Origin of the sequence: Pseudomonas azotoformans (genome assembly GCF_001579805.1) — a bacterium.
GTDB lineage: Bacteria > Pseudomonadota > Gammaproteobacteria > Pseudomonadales > Pseudomonadaceae > Aquipseudomonas > Aquipseudomonas azotoformans_A.
Genome location: NZ_CP014546.1, coordinates 1,538,585 through 1,550,747, shown reverse-complemented (window position 1 = coordinate 1,550,747; position 12,163 = coordinate 1,538,585). Strand labels below are relative to the sequence as shown.

12 protein-coding genes are annotated in these 12,163 nt (G+C 62.0%); 4 read left to right on the top strand and 8 right to left on the bottom strand.

The window, feature by feature from the left end:
- Positions 1–121: 121 nt before the first annotated feature.
- Entirely contained in the window at positions 122–562 is a 441-nt protein-coding gene (locus tag AYR47_RS07240) for an anti-virulence regulator CigR family protein (protein ID WP_033900434.1), read from the top strand.
- Here the strand turns inward: AYR47_RS07240 and AYR47_RS07235 are convergent.
- From AYR47_RS07235 to AYR47_RS07210, 6 genes are all read right to left on the bottom strand, one after another.
- Entirely contained in the window at positions 555–1,874 is a 1,320-nt protein-coding gene (locus tag AYR47_RS07235) for an MFS transporter (RefSeq protein WP_033900436.1), read from the bottom strand. The two genes, AYR47_RS07240 and AYR47_RS07235, sit on opposite strands and share 8 nt — an antisense overlap.
- Positions 1,875–1,942: 68 nt before the next feature.
- A complete protein-coding gene (gene dgoD, locus AYR47_RS07230) occupies positions 1,943–3,091 on the bottom strand; it encodes a galactonate dehydratase (protein ID WP_061434732.1) in 1,149 nt (382 codons plus the stop codon).
- Positions 3,092–3,138: 47 nt separating this feature from the next.
- Entirely contained in the window at positions 3,139–3,759 is a 621-nt protein-coding gene (locus AYR47_RS07225) for a 2-dehydro-3-deoxy-6-phosphogalactonate aldolase (protein WP_061434730.1), read from the bottom strand.
- A 1-nt stretch (position 3,760) separates the two neighbouring features.
- Entirely contained in the window at positions 3,761–4,720 is a 960-nt protein-coding gene (locus AYR47_RS07220; protein WP_033900439.1) for a 2-dehydro-3-deoxygalactonokinase, read from the bottom strand.
- Positions 4,721–4,816: 96 nt separating this feature from the next.
- Positions 4,817–5,146 carry a DOPA 4,5-dioxygenase family protein gene (locus AYR47_RS07215; RefSeq protein ID WP_028618611.1) on the bottom strand — a complete coding sequence of 110 codons (330 nt, stop codon included), beginning with the start codon at positions 5,144–5,146 and terminating at the stop codon, positions 4,817–4,819.
- Positions 5,147–5,177: 31 nt separating this feature from the next.
- Positions 5,178–6,128, bottom strand: coding sequence for a choline sulfate utilization transcriptional regulator (locus AYR47_RS07210; RefSeq protein WP_061434728.1), 951 nt, complete (start codon positions 6,126–6,128; stop codon positions 5,178–5,180).
- 103 nt (positions 6,129–6,231) lie between these two features.
- On the opposite strand from AYR47_RS07210, the gene betC reads away from it, so the two are divergent.
- The 3 genes from betC to AYR47_RS07195 all read left to right on the top strand — a co-directional run bounded on the left by betC (position 6,232) and on the right by AYR47_RS07195 (position 10,405).
- Entirely contained in the window at positions 6,232–7,746 is a 1,515-nt protein-coding gene (betC, locus tag AYR47_RS07205) for a choline-sulfatase (protein WP_061434727.1), read from the top strand.
- 15 nt (positions 7,747–7,761) lie between these two features.
- Positions 7,762–8,676, top strand: a complete 915-nt coding sequence (gene choX, locus AYR47_RS07200; protein ID WP_061434725.1) for a choline ABC transporter substrate-binding protein — start codon at positions 7,762–7,764, stop codon at positions 8,674–8,676.
- A gap of 160 nt (positions 8,677–8,836) precedes the next feature.
- Positions 8,837–10,405 (top strand): SulP family inorganic anion transporter, encoded by a 1,569-nt coding sequence (locus AYR47_RS07195; RefSeq protein ID WP_061434723.1) that lies wholly within the window; start codon positions 8,837–8,839, stop codon positions 10,403–10,405.
- Here AYR47_RS07195 and aroE read toward each other — a convergent pair whose 3' ends face one another.
- Both aroE and hemF read right to left on the bottom strand, forming a co-directional pair.
- On the bottom strand, positions 10,406–11,227 hold the full coding sequence (aroE, locus tag AYR47_RS07190; RefSeq protein ID WP_061434721.1) for a shikimate dehydrogenase: 822 nt from the start codon (positions 11,225–11,227) through the stop codon (positions 10,406–10,408).
- Positions 11,227–12,159 (bottom strand): oxygen-dependent coproporphyrinogen oxidase, encoded by a 933-nt coding sequence (gene hemF, locus AYR47_RS07185; RefSeq protein WP_061434719.1) that lies wholly within the window; start codon positions 12,157–12,159, stop codon positions 11,227–11,229. Before hemF ends, aroE begins: the two co-directional genes overlap by 1 nt.
- Positions 12,160–12,163 lie beyond the last annotated feature (4 nt).

Below are 12,163 nucleotides of genomic sequence, written 5' to 3'. Positions count from 1 at the left end.
TAGGTAAAGTTCCTGATACAGAGGAATCAACCCGCCCGGGCACGGCCTAAACAGCAAGACCAAGGGATTTCGAACCTCGTTCGAAATCCCTTTTTTGTTTGCGTGCCCTGAGGAATACCCGATGAAAATGCCCAAAACCGTGATTGCCGGCCTTGGCGTGCTGGTGCTTGGCGCCAGCGCCCTGGTGCAGGCTGCGCCTTATGACCAAGGCGGCCCTGACCGTGGCGGCCCGCAGGGCCAGCACGAACAACGCGGCGACGACCATCGCGGCCCGCAGGACAACCGTCGCGGCGGCCCGCCCCAAGACTTCGGCCCGGTCCGCCAGATCATCCACGACAACCACGGCCAGTTCGCCCGTGGCGCACCGCCACCGCCGAATGTACGCCTGGTGCGGGGCCAGCCGCTGCCGCGCGGCTATTACGGCGAACGTCTCGATAACCGGGCCCTGGCGCGCCTGCCGGTGTATCCCGGCTATGAATGGCGCCGTTCGGGGCCGGATGTGGTGTTGATCGCCGTGGGTACGGGCATCGTCTATGAGATTCTGGACGGTGTGCTCAACTAGGGCTTTCATCTAACTCGATCCGCTCGACCTTGCCCACCAACAATATGTAGGAGAGCGCCCCAAGCAACGCCAGCACCGCAATATAGGTTATTGCTGGCGCAAACGAATCGCCACTGGCCAGAAAGCCAATCACGATCGGCGTGGCAATCGCCGACAGGTTGCCGATGAAGTTGAACACCCCACCGGTCAGCCCCAACAGGCGGGCCGGTGCCAGGGTCGACACCAGCGACCAGGTAATCGACGCCAACCCATTACCAAAGAACGCCACCGCCAGGAACGCAATCACCCACGCCGTCGAATCCACATAGTTGGCACCGATGATCGCCGTGGAGATCAGCAGCCCGCCGATGATCGGCAACTTGCGCGCGAACCCCACCGACGCGCCGCGACGAATCAGCCAGTCGGAAAAGATCCCCGAACACAGTACGCCGACAAACGCCGCCAGGAATGGCAATGACGCCAGCAGGCCGGACTTGATGAAGTCCATACCGCGATATTTCACCAGGTAGGTCGGGAACCAGGTCAGGAAGAACCACAGCGTGGAGTTGAGGCAGAACTGCCCCAGGTAGATCCCCCAGAGTTTGCGCTTGCTCAACACGATGCCCAGGTCGACCCAACTGAACGGCGCCTTGGCGGCTTTTTCCTGCATATCCACCAAGCCGCCACCTTCACGGATCAGGTCGATTTCAGCGGCATTCGCGCCTTTGAAATCCTTCGGTTCGCGGTACACCGCGTACCAGATCACCGCCCAGACAATGCCCACGCCACCGGTCGCGACAAACACCATGTGCCAGCCAAAGGCATGTTGCAGCCAGGCCAGTACCGGCGTGAGGAATGCCAGCCCGACAAATTGCCCGGAGGTATAAACGCCAATCGCCGTGGCGCGCTCACGCTCGGGGAACCAGGTGGTAACCACACGGCTGTTGATCGGGTAGGCCGGCGCTTCCAACGCGCCCACCGCCATGCGCAACACGAACAGCGCGATAAAGCTGGCGGCGAAGCCGAGCATGACCGTGGCGATGGACCACAACAGCAGGGCCGCCGTGTAGAGGATGCGCGGCGGCACGCGGTCCACCAGCCAGCCGCCGGGGATCTGCATGGCGGCGTAGGTCCAGCCGAACGCGGAGAAAATCAGCCCGACGTGCACCGGGTCGATCCCCAACTCACTGGTCAGGGCCGGGGCGGCGATGGACAGGTTGCTGCGGTCGAGGTAGTTGATGACCACGGTGATAAACAGCAGCACCATGATGAAGAAGCGCTTTCGGGTAGGCGTGACTAAAGAAGCCTGCCCGGTGAAGGATTCAGGGTGCATGGGGGGTTGCCTCTTCTTATGTTTATTGAGGGCTTGCAGGAGCCGGCAGCCCGGCTCCTACAGGGTGCTTACCACTCGGCGAAGCTGCCGTCGGCGTGGCGCCATATAGGGTTACGCCAGCGATGGCCGATGGCCGCGCGTTCGATCACGTATTCCTCGTTGATCTCGATGCCCAGGCCCGGCCCGTTGGGGATCTTCACAAAGCCCTGGTCATAGTCGAATACGCCCGGATCGCGCACGTAGTCGAGCAGGTCATTGCTCTCGTTGTAGTGAATGCCCAGGCTTTGCTCCTGGATAAACGCGTTGTAGCAGACCGCGTCCAATTGCAGGCACGCCGCCAGGGCAATCGGGCCCAACGGGCAGTGCAGGGCCAGGGCCACGTCGTAGGCTTCGGCCATGTTGGCGATCTTGCGGGTTTCGGTGATGCCACCGGCATGGGACGCATCCGGCTGGATGATGTCGACATAGCCTTCGCTGAGCACACGCTTGAAATCCCAACGCGAGAACAGGCGCTCGCCCAGGGCAATCGGCGTGCTGGTCAGCGGCGCCAGCTCTTTCAGTGCTTCGTAGTTTTCGCTGAGCACCGGTTCTTCGATGAACATCAGCTTGTACGAGTCGAGTTCCTTCATCAGCACCTTGGCCATGGGCTTGTGCACCCGGCCATGGAAGTCGACGCCGATGCCGACGTTGGGGCCCACCGCGTCACGCACGGCGGCGACGTTGGCCAGGGCCAGGTCGACTTTTTCGAAGCTGTCGACGAACTGCAGTTCTTCGGTGCCGTTCATCTTCACCGCCGTGAAACCACGGGCCACCGCCTCTTTGGCAGCGCGGGCGGTGTCGGCCGGGCGATCGCCGCCGATCCAGGAGTACACGCGGATCTTGTCACGCACCTGGCCGCCGAGCAGATCGCTGACCGACACACCGAGGGCCTTGCCCTTGATGTCCCACAGCGCCTGGTCGATGCCGGCGAGGGCGCTCATGTGCACCGCGCCGCCGCGGTAGAAGCCGCCGCGATAGAGCACGGTCCAGATGTCTTCGATATTGCGGGGGTCTTTGCCGATCAGGTAGTCGGACAGTTCTTCGACAGCCGCTGCCACGGTGTGGGCGCGGCCCTCGACCACGGGCTCACCCCAGCCGGTCACACCCTGGTCGGTTTCGACCTTGAGGAAGCACCAGCGCGGCGGGACGATAAAGGTCGTCAATTTCGTGATTTTCATCTGTTATCTCTCTTATAGATGCGGCGCCGGTAGGCGCGAAACTTGATTCAGCTGAGGGCTTTCCAGGCGGCGACATAAGCCTGGGCGCGGCTCGCTACCTGATCCACAGTCATACCCGGTTTGAACAGCCCGGAACCCAACCCGAAGCCTTTGGCGCCGGCATCGACAAATACCTGCATGTTGTCCGGGGTGATGCCGCCCACCGGCAGCAGCAAGGTGCCGGCCGGCAATACCGCCAGCCACGCCTTGATCACCGAAGGGCCCATTTGCTCGGCGGGGAACAGCTTCAACACGTCGGCGCCTTCGGCCAGTGCGGCGAAGGCTTCGGTCGGCGTGGCCACGCCCGGCGACAGAAACAGGCCTGCAGCTTTGGCGGCACGCAACACCTTGGCATCGCTGTGGGGCATGACGATCACCTGGCCGCCGGCCGCCTTTACCTGCTCGACCTGCTCCGGCGTCAACACCGTGCCGGCACCGATCAGGCAATCGGCGGGCAAGCTGTCGCGCAGGGTGCGGATACTGGTGTAAGGGTCGGGCGAATTCAGCGGGACTTCGATCACCCGAAACCCCGCCTGGTACAGCACCTGGCCGACAGCCTGGGCTTCGTCCGGGCGGATGCCGCGCAGGATGGCGATCAAACCGTTTTGCGCGAGTGCTTGCTTGAGCATGTCAGGCCTCCAATACAGGTTGAGTGAGCCCGGCCGCCACGGCCAGTTGCCACAGGCCGCGCTCGGTGGCTTCCTGCGCCAGGCTGACGTGGGCAAAGCCGCAAAGGGCGAGGGCGCGTTGATAACGGGTGCAAAGTGGCGCGGCGCCGACCAGGATGATCGGCTTGTGTTTGGCGCTGTCGGGCAGACCGGCGAGTTCATGGCCGATAAGCAAGCCGGACAGGTAATCGGGCTGCTGGTCAGGCGCGAGTTCGCCGGTGAGCCCGAGGGTGCGGGCACTGAACAAGGTGGACAGCACGCCGCGCTGGCCGTCTTCGGAAAGCGCCACGTGCACGCCTCGGTCGAAGGCTTCGGCCTGGAATCGCTCGCTGGGTTGCTGGGTACGCCCGAGGATGCTGTGTTTGCTCAACACTGCAAACAGCTCGCCGGTCATGAAGGTATCGAAGTGCGTGATGCAGCCGTCGACCACCTCGACCCACTTGGAATGGCTGCCCGGCAGGCCGATCAACCCATCGGCGCCCAGCCCTTGCAGCACGCCCAGCACTTGGGTTTCTTCGCCGCGCATTACGTTGGGCAAGCCGACCTGCTCAATCACGCCTGGCACGATGTGCACGTCCACGCCGCGCAGGCTGTGCACCTGGTGCAGCGCCTGGCCGAGGCTGGCGACGTCGACCGGGGTATTGCGATAGGCCGCTTCGCTCCAGCCTTGGGCGCTGCCGACCATGCCACAGGCAATCACCGGCAAACCCGGTTCGGCGTCGAGCCAATCCCCGCAGGCCGCATCAAACGCCAACTCGAAGCCGTTGCTGCAACGCACACCGGCAATGTCCCGGGGTTCGGCGGGCAAATGCATGATGCCCCACGCCAGCGAGCGCTGTTCCAGCACGGTGCCTGCGGGGCCGAGTTTGTAAGCACGAAGGGAGCTGGTCCCCCAATCGAGCGCGATCAATTGCGCCTGCATCGCTTCACCTGAGTTCTGAGCGGATGCAGCGAATATAAACCTACGCGGGCGCAAGTCTCAATATATAAATATCAATCCCATATTTAGGGATTTTATTCAGGAAAAGGCTGACAAGTTCAGTTCCCGCATCGCCCCCATCCACACCGCATAGTCGGTGTGGTCCTTCAAGTCATCGCCGGTCTCGGGGTGCAGGAACACCACCAGCCCGTTGCGATGGATCACCAACCATGGCAGCACCACGCCGATGTATTCGGGATCGAACGCCAGTTGGCAACTCCAATCCGGGTGCGGGCCCACCGGTCGTTCGTGCACACGCCCCATGCGCAGCGGGAAGAGTTTGGCGGCGTCTTCGCACAGGGTGCGCGCCTGTTCGATGGTGCTGGCGTCGAAGTAGATATGGGCGTGGTAGCCCTTGATACGTTGCATGGCGGACTCCGGATCCAATAGGCGCCAGATGCTAGACCGCAATGGACGGCAGGGCCAGCCCGGTCAGCGACTGCGCGCTGCTGGCTTGTTCTGCCACCAGCCAGTCGACGAAGCGCTCGACCAACTGCCCTCGGCGTTTGCGCTGGGGCTGCACCACGTAATAGCCAAAGCGCGAGATGACGGTGTCGCTCACCGGTCGGCACAACCAGCCCTGCTCCAGCAGGTTATCCACCAGGTGCCGCCAGCCGATAGCCACGCCCTGGCCGGCAATCGCCGCCTGGATCAACAGGGTGTAATTGTCGAAACGCAATTGGCCGGGCGTCGGTGCGCTGGCGATGCCCAATTCGCGAAACACACCGCTCCAGTCGAACCACTGGCTGTTGTTTTCCTGGCGCAGGTGCAGCAAGGGGACATCGTGCAAATTTTGCACAGTCAGCGGTGTCGCCTGTTCCTTGAGCCACTGCGGACTGCACACCGGGAACACTTCCTCGTTGAACAGCCACAGGCTGTCGCCCTGCTTGAAACGGCCGTCGCCAAACAACACCGCCACGTCAATATCGCTGCGCAAAGTGGCGTGATTGCGCTCGCTGGTCACCAGGCTCACATCGACCTGAGGGTTGGCCTGGTGAAAACGATGCAGGCGCGGCATCAGCCAATAGGCGGCGAAGGCGAAGTCGGTGGCGACTTGCAGCACTTCATGCTGGTCCTGTTGGGTGATCCGGCTCAAGCCCTGGTTGATGCCCTGCAAACCACCTTGCACATGCTCGAACAACAGGGCACCAGCGTCAGTCAGTTCGATGCCCCGGTAGATGCGATCAAACAGGCGGATCGCCAACTGTTCTTCCAGGCGCTTGATCTGCTGGCTGATGGCCGGTTGGGTGGTGCCCAGTTCCATCGCGGCGGCGGTAAAACTGCGATGGCGTGCGGCGGCTTCGAAGGCGCGCAGCAAATCGAGGGACAGGTCACCGAGGGCTTCATACATAAGCTGTGCTTATCCTAGACATTGCTTTTCATGGGCTTTACCCCAATTTTCATGGGCTGCATGCTCACTGGCATAAACACCGCCTATGGAATGCCGATAGATCATGAAGCGCAAGAACATTCTTTTCATCATGGCCGATCAAATGGCCGCCCCGTTGCTTCCGTTCTACGGTTCTTCGCCTATCAAGTTGCCCAACCTGAGTCGCCTCGCCGAGCAGGGCGTGGTATTCGATGCCGCCTATTGCAACAGCCCGTTGTGCGCGCCGTCGCGTTTCACCCTGGTGAGTGGCCAGTTGCCGAGCAAGATCGGCGCCTACGACAACGCCGCCGATTTCCCCGCCGACGTGCCGACCTATGCCCACTATCTGCGCCGCCTCGGCTATCGCACCGCTTTGTCGGGCAAGATGCACTTCTGCGGTCCCGACCAGTTGCATGGCTACGAAGAACGCCTGACCAGCGACATCTACCCCGCCGACTATGGCTGGGCGGTGAACTGGGACGAGCCGGACGTGCGCCCCACCTGGTATCACAACATGTCGTCGGTGCTGCAAGCCGGGCCGTGCGTGCGCACCAACCAGCTGGATTTCGACGAAGAGGTGGTGTTCAAGGCGCAGCAATATCTGTTCGACCATATCCGCGAAGACGGCGACCAGCCGTTCTGCCTGACGGTATCGATGACTCACCCTCACGACCCGTACACCATTCCCAAACCGTTCTGGGACCTTTACGACGATGCCGACATCCCGTTGCCTACAACACCCGCGCAAAGCGATCTCGACCCGCATTCCCAGCGCTTGCTCAAGGTCTACGACCTGTGGGACAAGCCGCTGCCTGTGGATAAGATCCGCGATGCACGGCGTGCCTACTTCGGCGCGTGCAGCTACATCGACAGCAACGTCGGCAAGCTGCTGCAAACCCTGGAAGACACCGGCTTGGCCGACGACACCATCATCATCTTCTCCGGCGACCACGGCGACATGCTCGGCGAGCGGGGCCTTTGGTACAAAATGCACTGGTTTGAAATGGCCGCCCGCGTGCCGCTGCTGGTCAGTGCGCCGGGACAGTTCGCGGCAGGTCGCGTGAGCAAAGCCGTGTCCACCGCCGACCTGCTGCCAACCCTGGTGGAACTGGCCGGCGGCGAGCTGGACCCGCGCCTGCCACTGGACGGCCGCTCGCTGGTCCCGCACTTGCAAGGGCAGGGCGGGCATGACGAAGTGTTTGGCGAGTACATGGCCGAAGGCACCATCAGCCCGCTGATGATGATTCGCCGGGGCGCCTACAAATTCATCTACAGCGAAGACGACCCTTGTCTACTGTTCGATGTACACAACGACCCACGGGAGCAGGAAGACCTCAGCCAGTCGCAGCAACACCGGGCGCTGTTTGCAGCCTTCCTGGACGAGGCGCGGGCCAAATGGGATATCCCGGCGATCCACCAACAGGTGCTCGCCAGCCAACGCCGCCGCCGTCTGGTGTTTGAAGCACTGACCCAGGGCAAGCTGAAGAGCTGGGATCACCAGCCACTGGTGGACGCCAGTCAGCAATACATGCGCAACCATATCGACCTCGACGACCTGGAGCGCAAGGCACGTTATCCACAACCCTGCCAAAACCAATAACACTGAGGGAAGGCCATGCAAAAGTTAACTGTGATGCTGGGGCTCCTGGCGCTGGGAAGCGCCAATGTTTACGCAGACGCCAGTTGTGAAACGGTAAAGATGGCCGATCCGGGCTGGAGCGATATTGCGGCCACCAATGCCATCACCGGTTTTCTGCTGACGGGCATGGGCTACAAACCCAAGGTCGACACCCTGGCGGTGCCGATCACCTTTGGCGGGCTCAAGGACGGCCAGGTGGATGTGTTTCTGGGCAACTGGATGCCGGCCCAGCAGGGTTTCTATGACAAGTTCGTGGCCAATGGCGACGTGGTGCAACTGGCGAAAAACCTCGACGGCACCGAGTTCACCCTCGCCGTGCCCGATTATGTGTGGGACGCCGGGGTGCATGACTTTGCCGACCTGAACAAATTTGCCGACAAGTTCGACAAAAAGATCTACGGCATCGGCTCCGGCGCACCGGCGAATATTTCGTTGCAGGAAATCATCAAGAAGAACGACTTTGCGCTCGGCCAGTGGAAGCTGGTGGAGTCCAGCGAACAGGCGATGCTCGCCGAAGTGTCGCGGGCGGTTAAGAAGCAGAAATTCGTGACCTTCCTCGGCTGGACCCCGCACCCGATGAACGTGCAGTTGAAAATGCACTACCTCAAGGGCGGCGAGAAATATTTTGGTGACACCGGCAGCGTGTATACCTTGACCCGCAAAGGGTATGCGCAGGCCTGCCCGAACGTAGGAAAACTGCTGACCAACCTGAGTTTTACCCAGGAGATGGAAAACAGCATCATGGCCGAGGTGGCCAACAACAAGGTCAGCAATGCCGATGCGGCGAAGGCGTGGATCAAGGCCAACCCGGCGGTATTGGATAAATGGCTGGAGGGCGTGAAGACCGTGGATGGCAAGGATGCGCTGGGCGCTGTAAAAGCCAAGCTCTAAAGGCCTGATGCAATCCAAATGTGGGAGCGGGCTTGCTCGCGAAGGCGTCGGATCAGTTGAGTAAATGTTAACTGACACTCCGCTTTCGCGAGCAAGCCCGCTCCCACAGGGACCAATATGTGCTGATACTCTGCGCTAAACCTTTCTACCCGAGTCCGCGATGCCCCGGCCCAACCGCCACACACTCTTCCCCTTCCTCGCCTGGCTCCCGCGTCAGACCCGCGCCAGCGTCGGCCGGGATGCGATGGTGGGCCTCAGTGGCGCGGTTCTCGCCTTGCCACAGTCAATTGCCTACGCGCTGATCGCCGGTCTCCCACCCGAATACGGCTTGTACGCCGCAATCATCCCGGTGCTGATCGCCTGCCTCTGGGGTTCCTCCTGGCATCTGATCTGCGGCCCCACGGCGGCGATTTCCATTGTGCTCTACGCCAGCGTCAGCCCGCTGGCCGTGCCGGGCTCGCAGGACTACATCACCCTGATCCTGTTGCTCACCTTCCTCGCCGGGGTTTTCCAGTGGCTGCTGGGCATGCTGCGCTTTGGCGCGCTGGTGAATTTTGTCTCTCATTCAGTGGTGCTCGGTTTCACCCTGGGTGCCGCCGTGGTGATTGCGCTCGGGCAGCTGCCCAATCTGCTGGGGCTGGATTTACCGAGCCAGGCCACGGCGATCAATAGCCTGCTGGCACTGATCCACCATAGCGGCGAATGGGATCACGCTTCACTCATACTCGGGCTCGGTACCTTGCTGGTGGGGGCACTGCTCAAATACCTCGTACCGCGCTGGCCGACCCTGTTGATCGCCTTGGCGCTGGGCAGCCTGGTGGCGTGGCTGTGGCCGGCGATGTTCGGGCATGTGGCGCTGGTCAGTTCGTTTATCGGCAAACTGCCGCCGTTCAGCCCGTTGCCCATGGACCTGGACGTGATCCTGCGCCTGCTGCCGAGCGCCGTGGCGGTGGGCATGCTGGGGCTGGTGACCAGCTTGTCGATTGCCCGCTCGCTGTCGGCGCGTTCGCAGCAATTGCTCGATGCCAACCAGGAAGTGCGAGCGCAGGGTTTATCCAACATCGTTGGCGGATTTTTCTCCGGGTATTTGTCAGCCGGTTCGTTCACACGCTCCGGCCTCAGCTACGAGGCGGGCGCCTGTTCGCCGTTGGCGGGCGTGTTTTCCGCGTTATGGGTGGCACTGTTTGCGCTGTTTGGCGCGGCATTGATCGCCCATATTCCGATCCCGAGCATGGCCGCGAGCATCTTGCTGATCAGTTGGGGTTTGGTGGACCGTCGCGGCATTCGCGCGTTATTCCGCGTCAGTCGCGCCGAGTTCGTGGTGATGAGCCTGACCTGCGTCGCCACCTTGCTGTTGGAGTTGCAAACAGCGATTTACGCCGGGGTGCTGGCGTCGCTGTTTTTCTACCTCAAGCGCACCTCGCAGCCACGGGTACAGCAATGGCGCGATGGCGATGAAGATGTGCTGCGGGTGGGCGGCTCGATCTTTTTCGGCGCCAGCCACTACCTGCAAGTACGCCTGCAAAGCCTGCAGGGCGAACGGGTGGTGATCGAGGCGCAGCAGATCAACTTTATCGACTATTCCGGGGTGGAGATGCTGCACCATGAAGCACGGCGCTTGCGCGGGTTGGGGCGCAGCCTGACATTGCGCCGGGCCAGGCCGCAGGTAGTAGAAGAGTTGAAAAAGCTGGAAGGGGCCGACAGCTGCCCCATCCAGTTCCAGGAGTGATTACAGCGCCAACTGGCGGCGTAGCTCAGCCAGTACGGGCGCCGAGTCCGGGCGCACGCCGCGCCACAGGAAGAAGGCTTCCGCCGCCTGTTCCACCAGCATGCCCAGGCCATCCATCGCCACGGCTGCGCCTTGTTCGGTGGCCCAGCGGCAAAACGCGGTCGGTTCCTTGGCGTACATCATGTCGTAGCAAAAGGTCTTGCCCGGTTCGATCAGGCTGCCCGCAATCGGCGGTACATCGCCTGACAGGCTGGCGGAGGTGGCGTTGATGATCACGTCCACCGGCTCACGCAACCAATCGAAACCACTGGCGGACACCGGGCCCAGGTCGTCGAACAACTCAGCGAGCATTTCGGCCTTTTCCACCGTGCGGTTGGCGATGATCAGCGAAGCGGGCTGTTCGGCCAGCAACGGCTCCAATGCGCCGCGTACCGCGCCACCAGCGCCCAGCAACAAGATGCGTTTGCCTTGCAGGCTCAACCCGGCGTTAACCGTCAGGTCACGCACCAGGCCGGCACCGTCGGTGTTGTCGCCCAACAGGCTGCCGTCGACGAGTTTGCTCAGTGTGTTCACCGCACCCGCGCGTTGGGCGCGGTCGGTCAAGGTGTTGGCCAAGCGGTAGGCATCCTCCTTGAACGGTACGGTGACGTTGGCACCCCGACCTTGTAGAAAAAACTCACGGGCACAGCCAGTGAAATCCTCCAGCGGCGCCAGCAAGGTGCTGTAGTCCAGCTGCTCGCCGGTCTGCTCGGCGAACATGCGATGGATCAGCGGCGATTTGCTGTGGCCGATGGGGTTGCCGAACACGACATAGCGGTCCATCAGAGAGCCGCCTTGGGCGCGGTAAGGCCCAGCCAGTCACGGTCTTGCAGGAAGTAGTCGGTGAGGCGCGCTTCTTCGCTGCCGGCCTCGGCCTTCCAGTCGTAGCTCCAGCGCACCTGCGGCGGCAGCGACATCAGGATCGACTCGGTGCGTCCGCCCGATTGCAGGCCAAACAAGGTGCCACGGTCGTAGACCAGGTTGAATTCAACGTAGCGACCACGACGGAACTCCTGGAATTCGCGCTGCTGCTCGGTGTAGGCGGTGGCCTTGCGGCGCTGCACGATCGGCAGGTAGGCGTCGATGTAGGCATCGCCGATGGCGCGGATGAAGGCGAAGCAGGTGTCGAAGTCCCACTCGTTCAGGTCATCGAAGAACAGGCCGCCGATGCCGCGCGGTTCGTTGCGGTGCTTGATGTGGAAGTAGGTGTCGCACCAGGCTTTGTAGCGCGAGTACACGTCTGGACCGAACGGCGCACAGGCCTGCTCGGCCACGCGGTGCCAGTGGATGCAGTCTTCTTCATTGCCGTAGTAAGGCGTGAGGTCGAAACCGCCGCCGAACCACCACACCGGCTCTTCGCCTTCTTTTTCAGCGATGAAAAAGCGCACATTGGCGTGGGAAGTCGGTACGTGTGGGTTGTGCGGATGAATCACCAACGACACACCCAGGGCTTCAAAGCCGCGACCGGCCAATTCAGGACGATGCGCGCTGGCAGATGGTGGGAGACCGCTGCCAAACACGTGGGAAAAGTTGACGCCGCCTTTTTCGATCACCGAACCGTTTTCGATCACACGGGTGCGTCCGCCGCCGCCGGCAGGCCGGGTCCAGGCGTCTTCGATAAAGCGAGTGTCCGTCTCGAAGGTTTCCAGGGCGCTGCAAATGCGGTCTTGCAGGTCAAGCAGGTAGGCCTTTACAGCCTCGGTGCGGGTAGTCATGGCA